Below are 23,840 nucleotides of genomic sequence, written 5' to 3' on the forward strand. Positions count from 1 at the left end.
TTTTTCGGAATATGAGTCGCTGCGGACGATGTCCGCGGCGACATATTTGCTCAGCGTCCCGCCGCGTAAGCCTTAATTGGCGGGTGTTTTCCGACACTTGACTCCCCCTGGGTCGATAGCCACCTAATGTGCGTGGCGGAAAAATTCTCGATCCTGGGATTCGCCTCAACAACGATCCGAAACAAGCGGGCGACTCCAAAGCGTCAGTGAAGTCCGGATCAGATCGCACCTTGTGGCGGTTGCGCGAGCGAGCGGGCTGCGTGCAAGGGGGCAAAACAAAAGGAACAGGCCATGACCACCCCTAAACCCCGGCCAACCATCGTCTATGGCGAAAGCCACGCCTATCCGGTGCTTCCGCTCCGCGACATCGTCGTCTTCCCGCACAACATCGTGCCGCTGTTCGTTGGCCGCGAGAAATCGATTCGCGCGCTCGAAGAGGTGATGAAGAACGACGCGCTGGTCATGCTGGCGACGCAGAAGAATGCGTCCGATGACGATCCAGCTGCGGATGCGATCTACGAGACCGGTACGCTTGCAAGCGTTCTGCAGCTGCTGAAGCTGCCCGATGGCACCGTGAAGGTCCTGGTCGAAGGCCTGGAGCGCGCGCGCGTCGAGAAGTACACCGACCGGGCCGATTATTATGAAGCGACCGCCGTCGCGCTTGAGGATACCGACGCTAAGTCGGTGGAGGCCGAAGCGCTGGCGCGGTCCGTGGTCTCGGATTTCGAGAGCTATGTGAAGCTGAACAAGAAGATCTCGGCTGAGGTCGTCGGCGTCGTTCAGTCGATCACCGATTTCGGCAAGCTGGCCGATACCGTCGCTTCGCACCTCGCCGTCAAGATCGCCGATCGCCAGGGCATCCTGGAGACGCTGTCCGTCACCACGCGCCTGGAGAAGGTGCTGGGTCTGATGGAGAGCGAGATCTCGGTGCTGCAGGTCGAGAAGCGGATTCGTTCGCGCGTCAAGCGCCAGATGGAGAAGACCCAGCGCGAGTACTACCTGAATGAGCAGATGAAGGCCATTCAGAAGGAGCTGGGCGACGAGGACGGCCGCGACGAGCTCGCCGATCTGGAAGAGCGCATCAACAAGACCAAGCTCTCCAAGGAAGCGCGCGAGAAGGCGCAGCACGAATTGAAGAAGCTGCGTCAGATGTCGCCGATGTCCGCGGAAGCGACCGTCGTGCGCAACTACCTGGATTGGCTGTTGTCGATCCCGTGGAACAAGAAGTCCAAGGTGAAGAAGGATCTGGAGGCCGCCCAGGCGGTGCTGGATGCGGACCACTATGGGCTGGAGAAGGTCAAGGACCGCATCGTCGAGTACCTGGCGGTGCAGTCGCGCGCCAACAAGCTGACCGGCCCGATCCTGTGCCTGGTCGGCCCTCCCGGCGTCGGCAAGACCTCGCTCGGCAAATCGATCGCCAAGGCCACGGGGCGCGAGTTCGTGCGTGTCTCGCTGGGCGGCGTGCGTGACGAGGCCGAGATCCGCGGTCACCGCCGGACCTATATCGGTTCGATGCCCGGCAAGATCATCCAGTCGATGCGGAAGGCGAAGACCTCGAATCCGCTGTTCCTCTTGGACGAGATCGACAAGATGGGCTCAGATTTCCGGGGTGACCCGTCATCCGCGCTGCTGGAGGTCCTCGACCCCGAGCAGAACACGACCTTCAACGATCACTATCTCGAGGTCGACTACGATCTGTCCAACGTGATGTTCATCACGACCGCGAATACGCTGAATATTCCGGGGCCGCTGATGGACCGCATGGAGATCATCCGGATCGCGGGCTACACCGAGAATGAGAAGGTGGAGATCGCGCGCAAGCATCTGATCCCGAGCGCGCTGTCGAAGCATGGCCTGGACTCCAAGGAATGGTCGATCGACGACGACGCGTTGCTGCTGATGATCCGCCGCTACACCCGCGAAGCGGGCGTGCGCAACCTCGAGCGTGAGCTCTCGACACTGGCCCGCAAGGCGGTGAAGGAGCTGATGATCTCGAAGAAGAAGTCGGTGAAGGTCACCGAGAAGACCCTTGAGGACTTCCTGGGTGTTCCGAAATATCGCTTCGGCGAGATCGAACAGGACGATCAGGTCGGAATCGTTACAGGCCTGGCCTGGACCGATGTCGGCGGCGAACTGCTCACCATCGAAGGCGTCATGATGCCCGGCAAAGGCAAGATGACGGTGACGGGCAATTTGCGCGACGTCATGAAGGAGTCGATCTCGGCGGCGGCGTCTTACGTCCGGTCGCGTGCGATCAACTACGGCATCGAGCCGCCGATGTTCGATCGGCGTGACATCCACGTCCACGTGCCGGAGGGGGCGACCCCGAAGGACGGCCCCTCGGCCGGCGTGGCGATGGCCACCGCGATCATCTCGGTCATGACCGGCATCCCGGTCCGCCACGATGTCGCGATGACCGGTGAGATCACGCTGCGCGGACGGGTGCTGCCGATCGGCGGCCTGAAGGAGAAGCTGTTGGCTGCTGCCCGCGGCGGCATCAAGACGGTGCTGATCCCCGAAGACAACGCCAAGGATCTCACGGAGATTTCCGATGCGATCAAGGGCGGTATGGAGATCGTTCCGGTCGCCCGCCTCGACGACGTCGTCGCTCGCGCCCTGGTGCGCAAGCCGGTGCCGATCGTCTGGGAAGAGGATGCCAAGGTGCCGGTGAATGCCGCTGAGGGCGACGAAGCCGCCGGTGGCCTGACCGCACACTAAGATCGAACGAGATGAACGAAACGGCGCCTCCGGGCGCCGTTTTTGTTTCAGCGAGGGCGCCGCATCGACGAGATAAGGGGGCCGATCGTCGGGCCTGACGATTGATCGGGCCGCGGGCAGAGGGTAAAGAGGCGGTCGTTCGGGCGGTTAGCTCAGCTGGTTAGAGCATCTCGTTTACACCGAGAGGGTCGGGAGTTCGAATCTCTCACCGCCCACCACTGTCTCGGTTACACGGCGCAAAATCTCCGCAACGGACCAGAGCATCGGGGCAAGCGCTGGCCGGCCTGCCCGTCTAGGAACTAGTCGTCATCACCACCCTGGATCCGGAGACCCTGTCCATACGGGTTGGTCGGGCTGTCGGGAGAGTAAGGATTGCCGGAACCGAACTTGTTATTGATGCTGTCGGGAGAATACGGGCTCCCGTAACGACCATACGGATTTGAGACCGAGTCGGGGTCGTAAGGGTTGCTGCTCAGGCGTCCTCGGTAATTTCCATCGTTGTCGTAGAGTTTAGGGGCGTCGGTGGCGTAAGGATTATTTGCAGATCTGTTGCCATATGGACTGCCATACTGTCCGTACGGGTTGTTTATACTGTTGGGATTGTAAGGATTGCCTGCGCCAAAGCGGTTTCCCGTAGAGTTTGGGTCGTAGCGGTTCGCCGAATAATTGCCGAGATATTGAGCGCCTGCGTTGGACGTCAGGGCCAGCAAGACGGCAATTGCACCAATTCGAGCAAGGTCCCTCACTTTAATCCCCCTTCAAAATCAAAAAACGATTCCCCTCTACCGCAATCAGATACGTACCGCGATTCCATCGCGCATATTTTCGTTTCATCCAATCTCGCGGGAAGGTTTGCGAACTGGAACTTCCGTTACAGTTTTGCGTTTGCCCGGTCGTTTGGCTGGGGCTTTGTTTGCGTATGTCGTTCGTGTCAGAAGCCGTCGCGGGGGCGTTTCGGCCGCCGGCGCCAGTGCCGCCCGCGGCCCGGTTGGGGCTGTTCAGGCTCCTGGCCACGCTCAAGCGCAACCCGTTGGAATGCTGGAGTGCGGATTTCTTCGAGTAGCCGATCGTGCGGGTCAAGCTGCCCTTCGCGGATGCGTGGCTGGTGCACGATCCTGCCGCGATCAAGCATGTGCTGGTCGACAACCCCGCCAATTATCGCAAGGACCCGATCCAGCGCCGCATCCTTGCTGTCGGACTCGGCGACGGCCTCTTGAGCGTCGAAGGCGAGCGCTGGGACATCCAGCGCCGCACGCTAGCACCCTTATTTGCACGCCGCACCGTGATCGGCCTCACCGCCGCCATGCTGTCGGCGGGCAGGGGATTGGTGGAACGCTGGCGCGCTCTTGCGCCGGGCGAGGTCATCGATGTCGCGGCGGAGATGACGCTGCTCACCCTGAACGTGCTGGCGCTGACGATCTTCTCGGACGGTCTGTCCAGCGACATCGACGAATTCCGACTGGCGATGAACACCTATTTTGCAACGATCGGCCGGATCGGCGCGCTCGATCTGTTCGGTGTGCCGGATGTCGTGCCGCGGCCGGGGCGGAAGCGGCTCAAGCAGGCCATGGGCTATTTCGAGGGCGTCATCGACCAGATCATCGCGGCACGGCGGCGACGCCTCGGCTTTTCCCAACGGCCCGGACCGGCTGCCGACCTGCTGACGTTGTTGTTGCGCGCACTCGATCCATCGACCGGGCGGCCCATGAGCCGCGCCGAGGTACGCTCGAACATCCTGACCTTTCTGTCGGCGGGCCACGAAACCACCGCCAACACGTTGGCTTGGTCCCTGTTCCTGCTCCTGCTCTCCCAATCCCCCGAATGGAAGGGCAAGGTGCGCCGGGAGGCGGATCGTGAATTTGGCGGCCCCCATGAGGGGCTCGTCGACCGGCTGGTGGTGACCCGCGCGGTGATCGAGGAGGCCTTGCGGCTCTATCCGCCGATTGCCGCGCTCAGCCGGTCGGCGGAGCAGGCCGACCAGGTCGGACCAGATGTTTTGCCAAGGCGGGCACTGGCCGTGATCTCGCCCTACGTGCTGCATCGCCATCGTACATTATGGGAGAGGGCGGACGAGTTCGATCCGACGCGCTTCTTGCCCGAGGCGAAAGCAAGGATCACCCGCTACGCTTATCTGCCGTTCGGCGCCGGCCCGCGCACCTGCATCGGCGCATCCTTCGCGCTGCAGGAAGCCACGCTGGTTCTGGCGACCATCGTGCAGCATTTCGATCTGAAGCTGGCCCCCGGCGCCAAGGTGTGGCCGCAGCAGAAGATCACGTTACGCCCCGCGAACGGCCTGCCGATGCTGATTGCGCCGCGCTGATCGCGAGTTGTCGTCTGCCCGGCATGCGGCTTGACATGACCGGGCCGCACATGCGCGATTGGAGGGCCTTCGTCACAAGCGCGCGGATTATACGCCATGCAACTTCCCTCTGGTCACGAACGCAACGCCGATCAGATCGCCTATTGGAACGGTCCGGGCGGCCAGCGCTGGTCCGATCGCCAGGCCGCGCAGGACATCCTGCTCGCGCCGGTGTCGCAGATCCTGATCGAGCGCATCCGGGCCAAGTCGGGAGATCGCATCCTCGATATCGGTTGCGGCTGCGGCGGACTCGCGATCGCGCTCGCCAAGCAGGTTGTGCCGGATGGCCTCGTGCTCGGGATCGACATTTCGGCGCCGATGCTGGCCCGTGCGCAGGAGGCTGCGCCGGCCGGGCTGCCGGTGCAGTTCGAATTGGCGGATGCGACGGTCTACCCGTTTGCGCCTGAAAGCTTCGATCTCTTGGTGTCGCGTTTCGGCGTGATGTTCTTCGCCGAGCCCGTCGTCTCGTTCGCCAATCTGCGCCGGGCGCTCAAGCCCTCGGGCCGTATGGTCTTTGCGTGCTGGCGCGAGCCGAAGCAAAATCCCTGGATGATGGCGCCACTACACGCCGTCTACCGCCATGTGCCCAAAATGCCTGAGGTGGCGCCGGAGGATCCCGGTCCATTTGCGTTCGCGTCGGAAGAGCGCGTCAGGCGTATCCTTGGGGAAGCCGGCTTTGCCGACGTGACGATGGAGGCGTGTCCGCTCTCGCTGGATGTGGCAATCGGCCAGGGACTGGACGCCGCGGTGCAATCGGCGCTCGAGATCGGCCCGGCGAGCCGGGCCTTGCAGGGGCAGCCCGACGACTTGCGCGAGGCGGCGCGGCAGTCGGTTCGAGAGACGCTCGCGCCTCATCTGCGCGGCGCCAGCGTGATGCTGCCGGGCTCGATCTGGCTGGTCACGGCGCGGGCGTAAATGAGCTTGACGCCAGCGACGGCAGTTCTCGCCGCGTGGGCGGCTGGCGACCGGGCGCTCACCAGGAGACCGAAGGGATCAAGCGACTGGCCTGAGCGCTCGGACCCGCTCAAGCTCATCTTTGATGTGGCGGTCGGCTTCGGCGAGGCTGTCTCGCGTGATCTCGTCTGGCGACTTCGCCCCGGTCAGCGTCATCGTCACCCGCATGTCCGCAGCGAACAGTTCGAGCAGATTGGCGACCCCGCGCTGACCGTCTGCCGCCAGGGCATAGATGTAGGCGCGCCCGAGAAGCACACCTTTTGCTCCCAGCGCAAGCATGCGGACCACATCCAGGCCAGAGCGCACACCGGAATCGGCCAGCACGGCGAGCTCGCTCCCGACCGCTTGCGCCACGGCCGGCAGCGCACGCGCGCTCGGCATTGCACCGTCAAGCTGACGGCCGCCATGGTTCGAGACAACGATTGCGTCAGCGCCGAAACGCACCGCATCGCGCGCATCGTGGGGATCGAGTATGCCCTTGAGGATGAGCTTGCCCTTCCAGCTGTCGCGGATCCATTCAAGATCCTTCCAGCTGATTGCCGGGTCGAAATTCTGGCCCAGGAAGCCCATGTAATCGGCCATGCTCATGTGCCGGCCGGTATATGCTTCGATATTGCCGAACGAGAGCGGCCGGCCGAAGAGGCCGACACTCATTGCCCAGCGCGGATGTGCGGTCGCCTGGATATACTGCCGGAGCCGCGCGACGGGGCCCGACATTCCCGAGTGGCGGTCACGGTAGCGAGAGCCGGGGGTCGGCATGTCGACCGTGAATAGGAGTGTCTTCATTCCGGCGGCCCAGGACCGCTCCAGCGCGTTGCGCATATAGCCGCGATCTTTGAGAACGTAGAGCTGCGACCATAGCTCCCCATCGGCGCCGGTCGCGACCTCCTCGATCGGGCAGACCGATACGGTCGACAGGGCATAGGGGATGCCGAACGCTGCGGCGGAGCGCGCGGCCTGTACCTCGCCGCGCCGGGCATACATGCCGGTCGCGCCGACGGGGCCCAACCCGACAGGCATGGACCACTTGCTGCCGAGGATCTCCGTGGCGAGGGTAGGGGCGCCGGCGCCTTGCAGCACGCGCTGGCGTAGCGCGATCGACTGCAACGCCTCGACGTTGCTCGCCATCGTGCGCTCAGTGACCGCGCCGCCATCGATATAGTCGAACAGGAATCGCGGCAGTCGCCGGCGCGCGGCTTCTCGATAATCGGTTGGTGACGAGATGATCATCCGCCAATCCTCGCTGATTGCGAGCCCATGCCCGCGACGCGAAAGATAGGGGACTGGCGAACCCAATGAGAAATGAAACGTACGACTACGCTCTAGTCGCGTTCAGAATAGTCAGCCCGATGGACCGCCGACCGCAGCATCTCGAGCCACGCGCGCGCTGCGTGCGAGAGGAAGGCGCCTCGTCGCCAGATCATGGCCAGCCGCCATTCCGTGTTCGGCTCGGCCAGCAGCACCGCGCTCACGCGGCGCGCGTCGGCCTGCTCCGCCAGAAGGCGCGGCAGGAACGCGATGCCCAATCGGGCAGCGGCCAACTCGATCAGAAACTGTACCTCGCTGCTGCGCGCGGCGATCACGGGTTCGAACCCATGCCGCAGGCAGCCATCCATGATCATGCGGCTGATCGCGAATCCTTCGGCGAACAGGATGAAGGGCTCGTGCTTGAGCGCGCCGAGGTCGATCGCGCCGGCGCCGGCCAGCGGGTGGTCGCAGGCAAGGAGCGCGACCAGCGGCTCCCGCCGCACGTCCAGAAACTCGAACTCCGATTCCTCCGGATAAACGGTCGCCGCCAGCTCCAGCTCGCCGCCGCGAACAAGGTCGGCCAGACGGTCGCCGCCATGCTCCGCCAGTTGCACGTCGATGTCCGGATAGGCGCTCCGATAGCGCGCGAGGAGGGGAGCGAAGATGCGGCTGCTCCCAACCGGCGGAAGTCCGATGCGCAGAGTTCCGCGCTTGAGACCGCGCAATTCCTCCAGCTCGGCCAAAAGGTCGCTTCGCTCCGTCAGCAGCCGTACTGCGCGCGGATAAACGATCTCTCCGAACGCGGTAAGCCGGACCTTGTGGCCAATCCGGTCGAGCAGCGGAGCGCCGAGTTCCTCTTCCAGTTGTTTCACTGCTTTGCTGACGGTGGATTGAGTCGCGAACACCGTCTTGGCCGCATGGGAGAAGCCACCCTGGCGGACCACTTCGACAAAGGCTCGGAGGGTTCTGAACTCCATGAGCATTCCAATATAGAATAGAATCTAGTCATACAAGTCAGTTTGGCGTTGATGCCATCAAGGCTACATGGTCCACCGGAACCCGGATCGAGAACGACCATGGCCTCTCTTCAGACGTCGCTGACACGGCGAGCCAGCCGCCGGTCATGGCGCGGGCGCACACGCACTCGGACACGGCAAGCCGTGCGGTTCTTGCACCGGCGAGGCTTCTTGATCCGGCCCGGCGAGTTCGCGCTGCTCGACGGCGCGTCCGGCGGGCTTGCGGTGACGTTGATGGTCGTCCTGGCGCTCGTGTCGCCCGAGCCTCAAGCGGCTTGGGGAGCCTATGCCGCGTTCTGGACATGCCTGGCCGACAACCGCGCCGCGCCGAGATCGCGGCTGTGTGCCATGGCGATCTTCGCGCTCTCCGGCACATTCATAGCCGTGCTCGTCGCCGCCAGTGCCGTGCCGGGGTCGCTCGGCACCGGGATCATGATAGCTGCGCTTGTCTCGCTCTGCATCTATCTCGGCTCGCTGTGGCCCGGGATGGCGAATGTCGGCGTGCTGACCGCCGTCGTGGCGGTCGTTGCCGCCGAGCAACCGGCCCGAATTTCCGATGCTCCCGGCGTCGCGATGGCTTTTGTTTGTGGCGGCGGTCTCGCACTGCTGCTGCGAATGGCCAGCCTGCATGTGCTGGAAAAGGCCGACCTGACGACGAACTCACTGGCGACAAATTCAGCTCATCAGCGAAGTCACGGCTGGCGCAAGGGATCGATGGCCCATGCCGGCCTATCAGGGGCAACCGTCCTCATCACTTACATGGCCGCACATGGCGCCTCGTTGCTGTTTCCGCAATGGGCGACCATGGCTGCCGTTGTCGTCACCAACATGGATGCGCGGACTTCCTGGCCGCGCACGCTGGAACGTGTGCTCGGCAGCATCTTTGGCGGCGCTGTCGCCTTCCTGGTCAGCGCGAAGCTGAGCCAGCCGACGGCATTGATCTGGCTGGTGCTCCCGCTGGCGACGGCCACGATTGCCTTGCGCGCGGTCAATTACACGCTGTTCGTCGTGTTTCTGACGCCGCTCTTCGTCGTCGTGACGGAGCTTGTCTTCCCGGAGGCTGCGCGCTGGGCGGCCGGGGCGCGGACTGCGGACAACATTGTCGGCAGCCTTGTTGCGCTCGCGGCCTGCCTGTCTTTCCTGTTGGCGGCTGCAAGCCGGAAGCGGATCAGGACTGCGCGCCGACGCTGATCCGCTGATCGGGAACGGTCTCGACCCATCCCGTCACGACAAACGGCTCAGGTCCGGTCTGCTTTCTTCGACCCTTCCTGTTCGGGGACGTCGCTAGACCGCTCGGTCTTGCGTGGATCGGGCCGCTCCGTCGGTTTCGGCATGCCAGCCTGGCCGCCATGCTTGCCGCCCACGTCCTGCGGTCCCTCGAGGTCATTCTCCTTGGGCATGATGTCCTCCGCGTTGTTGAGGCAACAACGCGGAGGACGTGATAGTTCCGGCTTCGACTTCTGCCGCGGCGCGAGCTGGCGCCGGCTTCCGCTCAGGCCCGCTCTTCCCAGATCATCGCCAGATGGACGATGGTCTGGACCGCTTTCTCCATGTCTTGCACGCTGACCCATTCCTGGCGGGAGTGGAAGGCGTGCTCGCCGGCGAAGATGTTCGGGCAGGGCAGCCCCATGAAGGACAGCCGCGAACCGTCGGTGCCGCCGCGGATCGACGTCCGGACAGGTTCGAGCCCGGCGCGCCGGATCGCGTCTTCGGCATAGGTGACGATCTCGGGATGGCGATCGATCACCTGCTTCATGTTGCGATACTGCTCCTTGATCTCCATCCGGTAGCTGGAGCGCGGATAGTCCTTCATCACGCCTCTGACGATGTCCTCGAGCAGCGCCTCCTTCTGCTTGAGGCCCTCCGTGGTGAAGTCGCGCACGATGAAGTCCAGCCGCGCCTGTTCGAGAGCGCCGGAAATGGCGACCGGATGCAGGAAGCCCTCCTTGCCCTCGGTCGTCTCGGGCGAGCAGGTCTCTTTCGGCAGGCGCGCGACGATGTCGGCGGCGATCTTGATCGCGTGCTCCATCTTGCCCTTGGCGAAGCCGGGATGGGCGCTGACGCCGGTGATGGTGATGCTGGCCCCGTCGGCGGAGAAGGTCTCGTCCTCGACGGTGCCGGCGGTCTCGCCGTCCATGGTGTAGCCGAAATCGGCTCCGAGCTTCTTCAGGTCGACCTTGTCGACGCCGCGGCCGATTTCCTCGTCCGGCGTGAACAGGATCTTGATGGTGCCGTGCTTCACCTGCGGATTGTTCACCAGGAAATGGGCCGCATCCATGATCTCGGCGATCCCGGCCTTGTTGTCGGCGCCGAGCAGCGTGGTGCCGTCGGTGGTGATGATGTCATGGCCGATCTGGTCCTTGAGCGCTGGATGATCGGCGGCGCGGATCACCTGGCTCGGATCGCCCGGCAGCACGATATCGGCGCCCTGGTAGTTGCGCACGAGCTGCGGCCTGACGTTGGCGCCGGTGCAGTCCGGCGCGGTGTCCATATGTGAGCAGAAGCAGATGACCGGAACGCGCTTGTCGGTGTTGGCGGGGATCGTCGCATAAACATAGCCGTGCGCGTCGAGATGGGCATCGGCGAGCCCCATCGCCTGCAATTCGGCGGCGAGCACGCGCCCGAGATCCTTTTGCTTCGCCGTGGACGGGCAGGTCGGCGAGTTCGGGTCGGACTGAGTATCGATCACGACATAACGCAGCAGGCGTTCGGTGACGGTGTGGGTGAAGGCGAGGGAAGGGCTGGGCATGCTGAACCACGGCGGAGTGAAAGGGAGCGGGGCTGGCGGTATAGCAGTCTGCTGGCCGGTATGTCGCCGAGACACTTGGGTCTGGGTGGAATCGGGGCTCCGCCAGATCGGTCCGGCAGGCTCCCCGGGCGGCGCGGAAGGCGATCTTCTCGCTGCCGTGACCGGAACCGGTTCGCCTCAAGCAAGGGAGGCGGCGCGCGTTCCGGACGATTGGGGACCTGGCTGACCGGCTTACGGCGCGTGCGGGACGCCAGGTTGGGCAAGCTTCCCACAGGGCGTGTCATTGTCCTTGACTTCGATAGATCGCCCCTTTAAGTCCCGGCTCTCCGCGGGGTTTCGCGATCGCGCGGGAGTAGCTCAGTTGGTTAGAGCGCCGGCCTGTCACGCCGGAGGTCGCGGGTTCGAGCCCCGTCTCTCGCGCCATGTTTTCAATGGCTTAGCAATCCCATCCGTCCTGTCGTCTCGTTTGTGCGCGAACGCTGTTTGGCGCTGGCCTTTGCGCGTCCGCTGTGCCGCCTCGGCTTCAATGTTGGAAGCGGTCAGGCATGAAAAAGGCCGCCCGAGCGGCGGCCATTTTGCGAATCTCTTGTTGCGAATCTGATGCCGTGCGCCGGGCGCTTAGCGCATCATCGCGCTCTCCGAGCTGGTGATCACGACCGGCTTGCCGGCCTTGATGACGCGGGCGGCGGTCTGGCTGTTGTCGACGGTGGAACGGGCGGCGATGCCGAACGCCGTCACCGCGACGGCCGCCACCAGCGCCACTACCACGATCTTCAGGTGGGTCGCACGATCGGCGGAATGGATGGAGTGGTTCATCTCAGCCTCCCGGCGTCTTGCAGCGCCGATTTATTGGCTAGACACTTACCGCCCGCTTGTTTCGAACCGGTTTCTTCGCTCCCTCAAAATGATTTCATCTGCCTTTCCAATTCGTCACAGGCTGTCGCGGACAGCCACGCGCGGCGGCCGCAGGCCGCGGACAGAGGGGGCCGGTTTGTAATCCGCGCCGATCTTGATTACGCGTCCGTCGCTACCACGTTACTCCCTGTCGCGGACGGGCTGGCTTTTTGAGCGCCCCTCCGCGGGCCATCATTGATCCCCCCCGATCTGGCGCAATCCTCAGCCGATTGGAGTGCGTAGCATCCCGTCGCAACGTGGCCTCGGCACTTGTCAGCTCTTGGAGGACGGGGCACTCGCCCGCTCCAGTGTCGAGGGCCTTCCGGTTGCAGTTGGTGCTGCGTGCCGCGTTGCGCGAGACACGTGGCCGGGCCGTCTGTCGTAGCTGGATCGTGTGGGCGAGCCGCAATGTGGGGAAGGCATGACGGCGTCAAGATAGCTTGTCTTGCGCGGCTTGGTGCGCTGCGCTAAGGCTCAGAACAATTCCAATGCAGCGAGTCTGCGGTCCGGTCCCGAAAACCGCAGAGGAAAGTCACGCCGATGACCGGCATCCTCCAGAATTATCTTCCTCTTGTCGTGTTCATAGGTGTCGCGACCCTGATCGGGCTGGCGCTGTTGATCGCCCCGTTCCTGGTGGCCTTCCAGCAGCCGGATCCGGAAAAGCTGTCGGCCTATGAATGCGGTTTCAATGCATTCGATGACGCCCGGATGAAGTTCGACGTTCGCTTCTACCTGGTTGCCATCCTTTTCATCATCTTCGACCTCGAAGTGGCTTTTCTGTTCCCGTGGGCGGTGGCCTTCGGCAAGCTCGGCGCCACCGGCTTCTGGTCGATGCTGGTGTTCCTGGCCGTGCTGACGGTCGGGTTTGCCTACGAGTGGAAGAAAGGCGCGCTTGAATGGGATTGAGCCCGACCACGTCCGGAACCGGGCCGGTGATCGCTCCGGCCCCCAAGGGCATTCTCGATCCCGCGACCGGCAAGCCGATTGGTGCCAACGACCCGTATTTCCTCGAGGTCAACCACGAGCTGTCGGACAAGGGATTTTTCGTCGCCGCCGCTGACGATCTCATCACCTGGGCCCGCACCGGGTCGTTGATGTGGATGACGTTCGGCCTGGCCTGCTGCGCGGTCGAGATGATGCAGGTCTCGATGCCGCGCTACGATGTGGAGCGCTTCGGCTTTGCACCGCGCGCTTCGCCGCGCCAGTCCGACGTGATGATCGTCGCGGGCACCTTGACCAACAAGATGGCGCCGGCGCTGCGCAAGGTCTACGACCAGATGCCTGAGCCACGCTACGTCATCTCGATGGGCTCCTGCGCCAATGGCGGGGGCTACTATCACTATTCGTATTCGGTGGTCCGCGGCTGCGATCGCATCGTTCCCATCGACATCTACGTGCCCGGGTGCCCGCCGACCGCGGAAGCGCTGCTCTATGGTGTTCTGCTCCTGCAGAAGAAGATCCGGCGCACCGGCACGATCGAACGCTGAAGGTTTTTCGCATGGACGACGGCAAGCTCGACGCCCTTGGGCAGACGATCGTTAGCGCGCTCCCGGGCGCGGCGACGGGACATTCGATCGCGTTCAATCAGCTCACAATCGATGTGGAGCCGAGCCGGATCGTCGAGGTCGTGACCTATCTGCGCGACGATCCAGCCTGCCGCTTCGTCAACCTCACCGACGTCACCGCCGTCGACTATCCCGAGCGCGAGAAGCGTTTCGACGTGGTCTATCATCTGCTGTCGCCGACGCTGAACGCCCGCATCCGCCTCAAGGCGCAGGCCGATGAGACTACGCAGGTGCCTTCGATCATCGAAGTGTTCCCGGGTGCCGACTGGTTCGAGCGCGAGGCCTACGACCTCTACGGCGTGATCTTCATCGGCCATCCCGACATGCGCCGGCTGCTGACGGATTACGGCTTCGACGGCCATCCGCTGCGCAAGGACTTCCCGATGACCGGCTTCGTCGAGGTCCGCTACGACGACGCGGAGAAGCGGGTGATCTACGAGCCGGTGCGGCTCAATCAGGAATTCCGCAAGTTCGATTTCCTGTCGCCCTGGGAAGGTGCGGACTATCCGCTGCCGGGCGACGAGAAGGCAACGAAGTGAGTGGGAGTGCGAGCATGAATGAGCAGAGCCCCGCCCTTCGCAACTTCACCATCAATTTCGGGCCGCAGCATCCGGCCGCGCACGGCGTGCTGCGCTTGGTGCTCGAACTCGACGGCGAGGTGGTCGAGCGCGTCGATCCGCATATCGGCCTTCTGCACCGCGGCACCGAGAAGCTGATCGAGGCCAAGACCTACCTGCAGGCGATTCCCTATTTCGACCGGCTCGACTACGTCGCGCCGATGAATCAGGAGCATGCCTTCTGCCTTGCGGCGGAGAAGTTGCTCGGCATCGAGGTGCCGCGCCGCGGGCAATTGATCCGCGTGCTCTATTGCGAGATCGGCCGTATCCTGTCGCACCTGTTGAACGTCACGACCCAGGCGATGGACGTCGGCGCGCTGACCCCGCCGCTGTGGGGGTTCGAAGAGCGCGAGAAGCTGATGGTGTTCTATGAGCGCGCCTCCGGCTCGCGCATGCACGCGGCCTATTTCCGCATCGGCGGCGTGCATCAGGACCTGCCGCCGAAGCTGATCGACGACATCGATGCCTGGTGCGATCCGTTCCTCAAGGTGGTCGACGATCTCGACCGTCTGCTCACTGGCAACCGCATCTTCAAGCAGCGCAACGTCGATATCGGCGTGGTGAGCCTGAAGCAGGCCTGGGAATGGGGCTTCTCCGGCGTCATGGTGCGAGGTTCGGGCGCGGCCTGGGACCTGCGCAAGGCGCAGCCCTATGAATGCTATGCCGAGATGGATTTCGACATCCCGATCGGCAAGAACGGCGACTGCTACGACCGCTATCTGATCCGCATGGAAGAGATGCGGCAGTCCGTGCGCATCATGAAGCAGTGCATCGCGAAACTGCGCGCGCCGGACGGGCAGGGGCCGGTGCTGATCACCGACAACAAGATCTCGCCGCCGCGCCGCGGCGAGATGAAGCGCTCGATGGAAGCGCTGATCCATCATTTCAAGCTCTACACCGAGGGCGTGCACGTGCCGGCCGGCGAGGTCTATGTCGCGGTCGAAGCGCCGAAGGGCGAGTTCGGCGTGTTCCTGGTCTCGGACGGCAGCAACAAGCCCTACAAGTGCAAGATCCGCGCGCCGGGCTTTGCCCATCTGCAGGCGATGGATTTCATCTGCCGCGGGCATCTGCTCGCCGACGTCTCGGCCATTCTCGGCTCGCTCGACATCGTGTTCGGAGAGGTCGATCGGTGATGGGTCCTGCGCCGATCCAGTTCGATCGTGCCTCAGGAGCGCTCGATGGAGCGAACCTGTGGGAACGCACGGCTGCGCTGGCGCTGGCGACCGGCTCGAAGATCTCCTCGCATTTCTCGCATCGCGGCTACAATTCCTGCGCCAATCTCCTGCGCAAGACGCTGCCCGAGCGCAACATCGCCATCAAGCTCAACTCGGACGCGGTGTTCGAGTTTCCCTATGGCGATGGCTATTGGAGCAAGCTGCTCAACCGGTCCTACACTTACGAGGACGAGCTCGAACTGTTGTTTCTCGGCGCTGTCGACGTCGACTACACCTTCATCGATTGCGGCGCCAATTACGGCTACTGGTCGGTCCTGGTGTCGAGCGCGCCGTTCGGGTCTCATCGGGTGATCGCGATCGAGCCATCGTCTAAGAACTTCGCCAAGCTCGCCAACAATGCCCGCGTCAACGGCGACCGCTTCGAGGTGATGCCGTGTGCGATCGGAGCCGCGCGCGGCACTGCAAACCTCACCGGCACCAAGCACGAAGCGTTCAGCATCGCCGGCCATGCCGGCGGCGGCGAGCAGGTACCGGTGATCGCGCTCGATGATCTCATCGACGACGGCAAGATTGCAGCCTCGGGCAAGTACCTGATCAAGCTCGACGTCGAGGGCGTCGAGATCGAGGCGATCAAGGGCGGCGCGCGGCTGCTCGCCACCGACAGCATGATCCTGTGCGAGGAGCACGGCCAAGACCGCAACCACACGGTGTCGCGCTACATCCTCGATCAGACGCCGCTGCAGCTGATCGTCTATGATCCCGATAGCGGCCGGCTCGAGACGGTCAGGGAGCTCTCGATTCTCGACCGCATCAAGGTTTCCACCCACGTTGGCTACAACGTGTTCGGCACCGCGAGCGCCTTCTGGCAGGAGCGCATCGATGCGCTCAATGCCGGTGCTGCGCGCCGCATGCAATGAAAGACTGAAGCGCCATGTCCGTCCGCCGTCTTGCCCCCAAGGAATTGCAGCCCGAGAGCTTCACGTTCACGGACGAGAACCTTGCATTCGCCAAGGCCCAGATCGCGAAATATCCCGAAGGCCGGCAGGCTTCGGCTGCGATCGCGATCCTGTGGCGGGCGCAGGAGCAGAACGAGGGCTGGGTCTCGGAAGCGGCGATCCGCGCCGTCGCCGACATGCTCGACATGCCCTACATCCGCATGCTGGAGATCGCGACCTTCTACACGATGTTCCAGCTGCAGCCGGTCGGCAAGAAGGCGCACGTTCAGGTCTGCGGTACCACGCCGTGCCGGCTGCGCGGCGCCGAAGAGCTGATCGAAGTCTGCAAGCACCGCATCCATCACGATCCTTTCCACGTCTCCAAGGACGGCGACTTCAGCTGGGAGGAGGTCGAGTGCCTCGGTGCCTGCGTGAACGCGCCGATGGTGCAGATCTGGAAGGATACCTACGAGGATCTGACGCCCGAGAGCTTCGGCAAGGTGCTGGACGGCTTCGCGACCGGCAATCCGCCGCAGCCAGGACCGCAGAACGGGCGGCAGTTCTCGGCCCCGGCGGGCGGTCCGACCACGCTGAAGGAGACGACATGAGCCGTCTTCCGACATCACGCTCAGCCGAAGCGGGGAACGGCGCGATGAAGAGCTGGCGCACCATTGCCCTGCACACGGGGACCGCCGCCGTCTTCATGTTCGCGCTGCAGCGCTTCGTGCTCAACGCATCGCTTGAAACCAGCCTGCTGTGGGTTGTTGTGTTCGGCGGCTGCGCCGCCGGCCTCGCCTACATGCAATCCAACCGCTGATATTTGAGGAAGCTGTCTGATCATGCTCGCCGACAAGGACCGCATCTTCACCAACCTCTACGGCCTCCAGGACTGGGGGCTCGAAGGCGCACGCCGGCGCGGCAGCTGGGACGGCACCAAGGCGCTGATCGAGAAGGGCCGCGATTGGATCATCAACGAGATGAAAGCCTCCGGCCTGCGCGGACGCGGCGGCGCCGGCTTCCCGACCGGCTTGAAGTGGTCCTTCATGCCGAAGGAATCGAAGGATGGCCGGCCGAGCTATCTGGTGGTCAACGCCGACGAGTCCGAGCCGGGCACCTGCAAGGACCGCGAGATCATGCGGCACGATCCGCATCATCTGGTGGAGGGCTGCCTGATCGCGAGCTTCGCGATGGGCGCGCATGCCTGCTACATCTATGTGCGCGGCGAATTCATTCGCGAGCGCGAGCGGCTGCAGGCGGCGATCGACCAAGCCTATGAGGCCAACCTGATCGGCAAGAACAACATCCATGGCTGGCCGTTCGATCTCTACGTCGCGCACGGCGCCGGCGCCTATATCTGCGGCGAGGAGACGGCGCTGCTGGAAAGCCTGGAGGGTAAGAAGGGACAGCCGCGGCTGAAGCCGCCATTCCCGGCCAATGTCGGCCTCTATGGCTGCCCGACCACGGTGAATAATGTCGAGTCGATCGCGGTGGCGCCGACCATCCTGCGCCGCGGCGCAGCTTGGTTCGCCGGGATCGGCCGCCCGAACAATGTCGGCACCAAGCTGTTCTGCATCTCCGGCCATGTCGAGCGGCCCTGCAACGTCGAAGAGGCGATGGGCATTCCGTTCCGCGAGCTGATCGAGAAGCATTGCGGCGGCATCCGCGGCGGCTGGGACAATCTGAAGGCCGTCATTCCCGGCGGCTCGTCGGTGCGCATGGTGCCGGCCGAGCAGATCATCGACACGCCGATGGACTTCGACAGCCTCTCCAAGCTGCGCTCGGGCCTCGGCACTGCCGCCGTGATCGTGATGGACAAGTCGACCGACCTGATCCGCGCGATCGCGCGCATCTCCTATTTCTACAAGCATGAGAGCTGCGGCCAGTGCACGCCGTGCCGCGAAGGCACAGGCTGGATGTGGCGGGTGCTGACGCGCATGGCCGAGGGCCGCGCGCACAAGCGCGAGATCGACATGCTGCTGGAGGTCACCAAGCAGATCGAGGGCCACACCATCTGCGCGCTCGGCGATGCCGCGGCCTGGCCGATCCAGGGCCTGATCACGCATTTCCGGCACGAGATCGAAGCGCGGATCGACCAGTATTCGCATAAGGCTGATATCGACGACGTTGGCGTGCGCGATCCCGAGCAGATGGTCGCTGCGGAGTAGGCGATGCACGCGGAGCCGCAGCAGAACATTCGTACGTGCACCGCGCCGGACAGGCGCGCGGCCCGCGCGGACACGCATTGAGAGAGATGTGAGGCGATGACCAAGATCATCATCGACGGCAAAGAGATCGATGTTCCGCCGGAGTACACGCTGCTTCAGGCGTGCGAGGCGGCCGGCGCTGAAATCCCGCGCTTCTGCTATCACGAGCGGCTGTCGATCGCCGGCAATTGCCGCATGTGCCTGGTCGAGGTGAAGGGCGGCCCGAAGCCGGTCGCGAGCTGCGCCTGGGGCGTGCGCGACTGCCGTCCAGGGCCAAACGGCGAGCCGCCGGAGGTTTCCACCCGTTCGCCGATGGTGAAGAAGGCGCGCGAAGGCGTGATGGAGTTCCTTCTCATCAACCATCCGCTGGACTGTCCGATCTGCGACCAGGGCGGCGAGTGCGACCTGCAGGACCAAGCGATGGGCTATGGTGTCGACACCAGCCGCTTCGCCGAGAACAAGCGCGCAGTCGAGGACAAATATCTCGGCGCGCTGGTCAAGACCTCGATGAACCGCTGCATCCAGTGCACGCGCTGCGTCCGCTTCTCGGCGGAAGTGTGCGGCGTGCCGGAGATGGGCGCGATCGGCCGTGGCGAGGACATGGAGATCACGACCTATCTGGAGCAGGCGCTGAGCTCCGAGCTGCAGGGCAATCTGGTCGACATTTGCCCGGTCGGCGCGCTGACGTCGAAGCCCTATGCTTTTGCGGCGCGTCCCTGGGAGCTCGGCAAGACCCAGTCGATCGACGTGATGGACGGGCTCGGCTCGGCGATCCGCGTCGACACCCGCGGCCGCGAGGTGATGCGGATCCTGCCGCGTATCAACGATGCCGTGAACGAGGAGTGGATCTCCGACAAGGCGCGCCATGTCGTCGACGGGCTGCGCACCCAGCGTCTCGATCGGCCCTATGTCCGCGAGGGCGGCAAGCTGCGCGCGGCGACCTGGCCGGAGGCCTTCAACGCGATCGCCAGCAAGCTTGCGCGTATCGACGGCAAGCGGATCGGCGCCATCGCCGGCGATCTTGCCGCGGTCGAAGAGATGTTCGCGCTGAAGGAGCTGCTTGCCAAGCTCGGTTCGACCAACGTCGCCGTGCAGGGCGGCGACAGCTTCGATCCGAAAGCGGGCCGCGCGTCCTATATTTTCAATCCGACCATCGCCGGCATCGAGCAGGCCGATGCGATCCTGATCGTCGGCGCCAACCCGCGCAAGGAAGCCGCAGTGCTCAATGCGCGCATCCGCAAGCGCTGGCGTTCCGGCCAGCTCAAGGTCGGCCTGATCGGCCCGCAGGCCGGTCTCACCTATCCTTACGAGCATATCGGCGCCGGCACCGATTCCTTGAGCAGTGTCATCTCCGGCAAGCACTCCTTTGCCTCCGTCCTCAAGAACGCCAAGAACCCGATCGTGCTGGTCGGCGCCGGCGCTGCCGCGCGCCATGACGGCGCAGCGATTCTGGCGCAGGCGGCGAAGCTGGCGCTCGATGCCAATGCCGTGCGGGACGATTGGAATGGGTTCGCGGTGCTGCACGACACCGCTTCGCGCGTCGGCGCGCTCGACATCGGCTTCGTCGGCACCGGCCTGACGGTGGCCCAGATGACGACTTTCGGCACGATGGACGTGCTGTTCCTGCTCGGGGCCGATGAGGTCGATGTGCCCGAAGGCGTGTTCACGGTCTATGTCGGAACGCATGGCGACCGCGGGGCGCATCGCGCCGACGTCATCCTGCCTGGCGCGGCCTACACCGAGAAATCCGCCATCTACGTCAACACGGAAGGCCGGGTCCAGATGACGGGCCGGGCGTCATTTCCGCCGGGTGAGGCGCGCGAGGACTGGGCGATCATCCGCGCGCTGTCGGACGCGCTGGCCAAGAAGCTGCCTTACGACTCGCTGGCGGCGCTGCGCGCTGCGATCTTCAAGGCGGTGCCCCGTCTCGCTCGCATCGATCAGATCGAATCGGGCCTGATTGCTGATATCAAGACCCTGGCAGGCAAGGGCGGCAGCCTGGAAAAGGCGGCGTTCAAGCCTCTGGTCCAAGACTTCTATCTGACCAACCCGATCGCGCGGGCTTCGGCGGTGATGGCGGAATGCTCCCGTCTCGCCGCGGGGCGCGTGCTCGTGGCAGCGGAGTAAGTTCGTGAAGGTGATCGGCCTGATCGGCGGCATGAGCTGCGAATCGACTGCGCATTATTATGCGCGGTTGAACGCGCGCGTGCGTGCCGTGCTGGGCGGATTGCATTCGGCCGAGATCCTGATGTGGTCGGTCGATTTCGCCCCGATCGCCCAGATGCAGGCGGAGGGGCGCTGGGACGAGGCGGGCGCCCGCCTCGCCGGGGTCGCCAGGCGTCTCGAAGCGGCCGGCGCGGAGGTGCTGGTTCTCGCGACCAATACCATGCACAAGGTGGCGGACGCGATCGAGGCTGCGACCAACGTGCCGTTCCTGCACATCGCCGACGCGACGGGGCAGAAGATCCGCGAGATCGGCCTGCGCCGGCCTGCGATCATGGCGACGCGCTTCACGATGGAGCAGGATTTTTACACCGGCCGGCTGCGCGACAAGTTTGGTCTGGATAGCGTTATCCCCGATGAGGCCGATCGGGCGCAGGTCCATCGGATCATCTATGATGAACTGTGCGTCGGCCGAGTCTGCGAGACTTCGCGGCAGGCTTACGTTGACGTCGCCCGCCGGCTAAAGGACAAGGGCGCCGATTGCTTGATCCTTGGCTGCACGGAGGTCGGTATGCTGCTCGACGAGCGCAACACGCCGCTTCCGGTATTCGACACCACCCTGATCCATGCCGATGCCGCGGTCGACGTCGCACTCGGCGTCGTCCCCACCGCCCAAGCAGCGGAGTGAGCGTGACCTGATGGCTGATTTCTTTGCAAGCGCGTTCTGGACCGGCTTTCTCTGGCCCTTGATCATCATGGTCGCCGAGAGCGTGCTGCTGCTCGTCGTGCTCCTGATCGCGATCGCCTACATCCTGCTGGCCGACCGCAAGATCTGGGCGGCGGTGCAGATCCGGCGCGGTCCCAACGTGGTCGGGCCGTGGGGACTGCTGCAGTCTTTCGCCGACCTGCTCAAGTTCGTGCTGAAGGAGCCGATCATCCCGGCCGGCGCCAACAAGGGTGTTTTCCTGCTGGCGCCGCTGGTCTCCTGCGTGCTGGCGCTGGCCGCCTGGGCGGTGATCCCGACCAATCTCGGTTGGGCGATCGCCGACATCAATGTCGGCATTCTCTTCATCTTCGCGATCTCGTCGCTGTCGATCTACGGCATCATCATGGCCGGCTGGTCGTCGAACTCGAAATACCCGTTCCTGGCCGCGCTGCGCTCGGCGGCGCAGATGGTGTCCTATGAGGTCTCGATCGGCTTCGTCATCATCACCGTGCTGCTCTGCGCCGGCACCTTGAACCTCTCGGCCGTGGTCGAAGCGCAGAACACCCGCGGGCTCGCCAGCCTGATCGGCCTGCCGCAGCTGACCATCCTGAACTGGTATGTCTGGCCGCTGTTTCCGATGTTCGTGGTGTTCTATGTCTCGGCGCTGGCCGAGACCAACCGGCCGCCGTTCGATCTGGTCGAGGCGGAATCGGAACTGGTCGCCGGCTTCATGGTCGAATACGGCTCGACGCCGTATCTGCTGTTCATGCTCGGCGAGTATGTCGCGATCACAACGATGTGCGCGTTGGCGACGATCCTCTTCTTAGGGGGCTGGCTGCCGCCGGTGGCGCTGCCGCCCTTCACCTGGATTCCCGGCGTGATCTGGTTCGCGCTGAAACTCTTCTTCATGTTCTTCCTGTTCGCGATGGCGAAAGCGATCGTGCCGCGCTACCGCTACGACCAGTTGATGCGGCTTGGCTGGAAAGTGTTCCTGCCGCTCTCCCTGGCGATGGTGGTGCTGGTGGCGGGCGTGCTGCATTTCGCCGGCATCGCCCCACAATGAGGCTTTCATGAACATCAACGCCACCGCCCGCTCGCTGCTGCTGTCGGAGTTCGTTTCGGCGTTCTTCCTCGCCATGCGCTACTTCTTCCAGCCGAAGCCGACCATCAACTATCCGTTCGAGAAGAATCCGATCTCCCCGCGCTTCCGCGGCGAGCACGCGCTGCGCCGCTATCCGAACGGCGAGGAGCGCTGCATCGCCTGCAAGCTCTGCGAGGCGGTCTGTCCCGCACAGGCGATCACCATCGAGGCCGGTCCCCGCCGCAACGACGGCACCCGCCGCACCGTGCGCTACGACATCGACATGGTGAAGTGCATCTATTGCGGCCTGTGCCAGGAGGCCTGCCCGGTGGATGCGATCGTCGAAGGGCCGAACTTCGAATTCGCGACCGAGACCCGCGAGGAGCTCTATTATGACAAGGCCAAGCTGCTCGCCAATGGCGACCGCTGGGAGCGCGAAATCTCCAAAGCCATCGCGCTCGACGCGCCGTATCGCTGAGGTCGTTCGATGATCCTGCCAGCGCTTTTCTTCTACCTGTTCGCGGCGGTCTGCGTGGCGTCCGCCGTGATGGTGATCGTCTCGAAGAACCCCGTGCACTCGGTGCTCTACCTCATCCTTACCTTCGTCAACGCCTCCGGCCTGTTCGTGCTGATGGGGGCCGAGTTCCTGGCGATGATCCTGGTCGTGGTCTATGTCGGCGCGGTCGCGGTGTTGTTCCTGTTCGTGATCATGATGCTCGACGTCGACTTCACCGAACTGCGTGAGGGCTTCCTGCAGTACATGCCGATCGGGCTCGTGATCGGCGGCATCTTCCTGTTCGAACTGCTGCTGACCGTCTCGTACTGGGTGATCGATCCCGCCAAGCCCAGGGCCATCACGGCCGCGATCCCGACCAATGTGAGCAATACCGAGGCGCTCGGGCTCGTGCTCTATACGAAGTATATCCAGTACTTCCAGCTTGCGGGCATGGTGCTTCTGGTGGCGATGATCGGCGCGATCGTGCTGACGCTGCGCCACAAGGCGAACGTCAAGCGGCAGAGCATCGAGGCGCAGAATGCGCGCACGCCTGAGATGGCGATGGCGATACGCAAGGTCGCGGTCGGGCAGGGGCTGCAGGACGCTGACGCGGCGGAGTGGGTGAAATGACCATCGGGCTCGGACATTATCTCTCGGTCGCGGCGATGCTGTTCACGCTTGGCATCCTCGGCATCTTCCTGAACCGCAAGAACATCATCGTCATCCTGATGTCGATCGAGCTGATCCTGCTCGCGGTCAACATCAACCTGGTGGCGTTCTCGACCTTCCTCGGCGACATCGTCGGGCAGGTGTTCGCGTTGCTGGTGCTCACGGTCGCGGCGGCGGAGGCCGCGATCGGCCTTGCGGTGCTGGTGGTCTATTTCCGCAACCGCGGCTCGATCGCGGTCGAAGACGTCAATCTGATGAAGGGCTAAGCGCATGGTCCGCAAGAGTGGGGGC

24 protein-coding genes and 2 tRNA genes are annotated in these 23,840 nt (G+C 64.0%); 20 read left to right on the forward strand and 6 right to left on the reverse strand.

The window, feature by feature from the left end:
* The first annotated feature begins 291 nt into the window (after positions 1 to 291).
* Both lon and QXZ85_RS31805 read left to right on the forward strand, forming a co-directional pair.
* Positions 292 to 2,718, forward strand: a complete 2,427-nt coding sequence (gene lon, locus QXZ85_RS31800) for an endopeptidase La (protein WP_315703444.1) — start codon at positions 292 to 294, stop codon at positions 2,716 to 2,718.
* A 141-nt stretch (positions 2,719 to 2,859) separates the two neighbouring features.
* Positions 2,860 to 2,936 (forward strand) — tRNA-Val (locus QXZ85_RS31805).
* Positions 2,937 to 3,017: 81 nt separating this feature from the next.
* Here the strand turns inward: QXZ85_RS31805 and QXZ85_RS31810 are convergent.
* Entirely contained in the window at positions 3,018 to 3,464 is a 447-nt protein-coding gene (locus tag QXZ85_RS31810; protein WP_315703445.1) for a hypothetical protein, read from the reverse strand.
* A gap of 323 nt (positions 3,465 to 3,787) precedes the next feature.
* Between QXZ85_RS31810 and QXZ85_RS31815 the strand changes: the two genes are divergently transcribed.
* Both QXZ85_RS31815 and QXZ85_RS31820 read left to right on the forward strand, forming a co-directional pair.
* Positions 3,788 to 5,038: a cytochrome P450 gene (locus QXZ85_RS31815; protein WP_315769187.1), complete on the forward strand. Its 1,251-nt coding sequence runs from the start codon at positions 3,788 to 3,790 to the stop codon at positions 5,036 to 5,038.
* A 96-nt stretch (positions 5,039 to 5,134) separates the two neighbouring features.
* Positions 5,135 to 5,992, forward strand: a complete 858-nt coding sequence (locus QXZ85_RS31820; protein ID WP_315769189.1) for a class I SAM-dependent methyltransferase — start codon at positions 5,135 to 5,137, stop codon at positions 5,990 to 5,992.
* Positions 5,993 to 6,070: 78 nt separating this feature from the next.
* Here QXZ85_RS31820 and lldD read toward each other — a convergent pair whose 3' ends face one another.
* Together lldD and QXZ85_RS31830 are read right to left on the reverse strand one after the other, a co-directional pair.
* Positions 6,071 to 7,261, reverse strand: coding sequence for an FMN-dependent L-lactate dehydrogenase LldD (lldD, locus tag QXZ85_RS31825; RefSeq protein ID WP_316175536.1), 1,191 nt, complete (start codon positions 7,259 to 7,261; stop codon positions 6,071 to 6,073).
* A 92-nt stretch (positions 7,262 to 7,353) separates the two neighbouring features.
* On the reverse strand, positions 7,354 to 8,256 hold the full coding sequence (locus QXZ85_RS31830) for a LysR family transcriptional regulator (protein ID WP_315703449.1): 903 nt from the start codon (positions 8,254 to 8,256) through the stop codon (positions 7,354 to 7,356).
* A 210-nt stretch (positions 8,257 to 8,466) separates the two neighbouring features.
* Between QXZ85_RS31830 and QXZ85_RS31835 the strand changes: the two genes are divergently transcribed.
* Positions 8,467 to 9,486: an FUSC family protein gene (locus QXZ85_RS31835; RefSeq protein ID WP_316184934.1), complete on the forward strand. Its 1,020-nt coding sequence runs from the start codon at positions 8,467 to 8,469 to the stop codon at positions 9,484 to 9,486.
* 47 nt (positions 9,487 to 9,533) lie between these two features.
* Here QXZ85_RS31835 and QXZ85_RS31840 read toward each other — a convergent pair whose 3' ends face one another.
* Positions 9,534 to 9,695: a hypothetical protein gene (locus tag QXZ85_RS31840; protein WP_316175533.1), complete on the reverse strand. Its 162-nt coding sequence runs from the start codon at positions 9,693 to 9,695 to the stop codon at positions 9,534 to 9,536.
* Between the two features lie 92 nt (positions 9,696 to 9,787).
* Entirely contained in the window at positions 9,788 to 11,044 is a 1,257-nt protein-coding gene (gene pepT / locus QXZ85_RS31845; RefSeq protein ID WP_315762950.1) for a peptidase T, read from the reverse strand.
* Between the two features lie 346 nt (positions 11,045 to 11,390).
* Here pepT and QXZ85_RS31850 point away from each other — a divergent pair.
* A tRNA-Asp gene (locus QXZ85_RS31850) sits at positions 11,391 to 11,467 on the forward strand.
* Positions 11,468 to 11,662: 195 nt separating this feature from the next.
* Here the strand turns inward: QXZ85_RS31850 and QXZ85_RS31855 are convergent.
* The gene (locus QXZ85_RS31855) at positions 11,663 to 11,860 is read right to left on the reverse strand and encodes a hypothetical protein (RefSeq protein WP_315769195.1); all 198 of its coding nucleotides are present in this window, start codon (positions 11,858 to 11,860) and stop codon (positions 11,663 to 11,665) included.
* Between the two features lie 618 nt (positions 11,861 to 12,478).
* Here QXZ85_RS31855 and QXZ85_RS31860 point away from each other — a divergent pair.
* The 14 genes from QXZ85_RS31860 (at position 12,479) to nuoK (ending at position 23,815) form a co-directional block, all read left to right on the forward strand.
* A complete protein-coding gene (locus QXZ85_RS31860) occupies positions 12,479 to 12,844 on the forward strand; it encodes an NADH-quinone oxidoreductase subunit A (RefSeq protein ID WP_315703454.1) in 366 nt (121 codons plus the stop codon).
* A complete protein-coding gene (locus QXZ85_RS31865; RefSeq protein ID WP_315806621.1) occupies positions 12,841 to 13,425 on the forward strand; it encodes an NADH-quinone oxidoreductase subunit B family protein in 585 nt (194 codons plus the stop codon). The genes QXZ85_RS31860 and QXZ85_RS31865 overlap by 4 nt, the downstream gene beginning before the upstream one ends.
* An 11-nt stretch (positions 13,426 to 13,436) precedes the next feature.
* Positions 13,437 to 14,042: an NADH-quinone oxidoreductase subunit C gene (locus tag QXZ85_RS31870; protein ID WP_315703455.1), complete on the forward strand. Its 606-nt coding sequence runs from the start codon at positions 13,437 to 13,439 to the stop codon at positions 14,040 to 14,042.
* A 14-nt stretch (positions 14,043 to 14,056) separates the two neighbouring features.
* A complete protein-coding gene (locus QXZ85_RS31875) occupies positions 14,057 to 15,253 on the forward strand; it encodes an NADH-quinone oxidoreductase subunit D (RefSeq protein ID WP_315703456.1) in 1,197 nt (398 codons plus the stop codon).
* A complete protein-coding gene (locus QXZ85_RS31880) occupies positions 15,253 to 16,212 on the forward strand; it encodes an FkbM family methyltransferase (protein WP_315743458.1) in 960 nt (319 codons plus the stop codon). The genes QXZ85_RS31875 and QXZ85_RS31880 overlap by 1 nt, the downstream gene beginning before the upstream one ends.
* Before the next feature lie 14 nt (positions 16,213 to 16,226).
* Entirely contained in the window at positions 16,227 to 16,838 is a 612-nt protein-coding gene (gene nuoE, locus QXZ85_RS31885; RefSeq protein ID WP_315703457.1) for an NADH-quinone oxidoreductase subunit NuoE, read from the forward strand.
* The gene (locus QXZ85_RS31890; protein WP_315703458.1) at positions 16,835 to 17,047 is read left to right on the forward strand and encodes a hypothetical protein; all 213 of its coding nucleotides are present in this window, start codon (positions 16,835 to 16,837) and stop codon (positions 17,045 to 17,047) included. The genes nuoE and QXZ85_RS31890 overlap by 4 nt, the downstream gene beginning before the upstream one ends.
* A gap of 22 nt (positions 17,048 to 17,069) precedes the next feature.
* Complete coding sequence (gene nuoF, locus QXZ85_RS31895; RefSeq protein ID WP_316175532.1) at positions 17,070 to 18,395, forward strand: NADH-quinone oxidoreductase subunit NuoF; 1,326 nt, start codon at positions 17,070 to 17,072, stop codon at positions 18,393 to 18,395.
* Between the two features lie 96 nt (positions 18,396 to 18,491).
* On the forward strand, positions 18,492 to 20,561 hold the full coding sequence (gene nuoG, locus QXZ85_RS31900) for an NADH-quinone oxidoreductase subunit NuoG (RefSeq protein WP_316175530.1): 2,070 nt from the start codon (positions 18,492 to 18,494) through the stop codon (positions 20,559 to 20,561).
* Positions 20,562 to 20,565: 4 nt separating this feature from the next.
* Entirely contained in the window at positions 20,566 to 21,285 is a 720-nt protein-coding gene (locus tag QXZ85_RS31905; protein WP_315703461.1) for an aspartate/glutamate racemase family protein, read from the forward strand.
* Between the two features lie 10 nt (positions 21,286 to 21,295).
* Positions 21,296 to 22,366 (forward strand): NADH-quinone oxidoreductase subunit NuoH, encoded by a 1,071-nt coding sequence (gene nuoH / locus QXZ85_RS31910; RefSeq protein ID WP_315703462.1) that lies wholly within the window; start codon positions 21,296 to 21,298, stop codon positions 22,364 to 22,366.
* A 7-nt stretch (positions 22,367 to 22,373) separates the two neighbouring features.
* A complete protein-coding gene (nuoI, locus tag QXZ85_RS31915; RefSeq protein ID WP_315703463.1) occupies positions 22,374 to 22,862 on the forward strand; it encodes an NADH-quinone oxidoreductase subunit NuoI in 489 nt (162 codons plus the stop codon).
* Between the two features lie 9 nt (positions 22,863 to 22,871).
* The gene (locus QXZ85_RS31920; RefSeq protein WP_315703464.1) at positions 22,872 to 23,510 is read left to right on the forward strand and encodes an NADH-quinone oxidoreductase subunit J; all 639 of its coding nucleotides are present in this window, start codon (positions 22,872 to 22,874) and stop codon (positions 23,508 to 23,510) included.
* Positions 23,507 to 23,815, forward strand: a complete 309-nt coding sequence (gene nuoK, locus QXZ85_RS31925; protein WP_231324758.1) for an NADH-quinone oxidoreductase subunit NuoK — start codon at positions 23,507 to 23,509, stop codon at positions 23,813 to 23,815. The genes QXZ85_RS31920 and nuoK overlap by 4 nt, the downstream gene beginning before the upstream one ends.
* The last annotated feature ends 25 nt before the right edge of the window (positions 23,816 to 23,840 follow it).

This window comes from Bradyrhizobium sp. SZCCHNGR1005, from assembly GCF_032489995.1.
GTDB lineage: Bacteria > Pseudomonadota > Alphaproteobacteria > Rhizobiales > Xanthobacteraceae > Bradyrhizobium.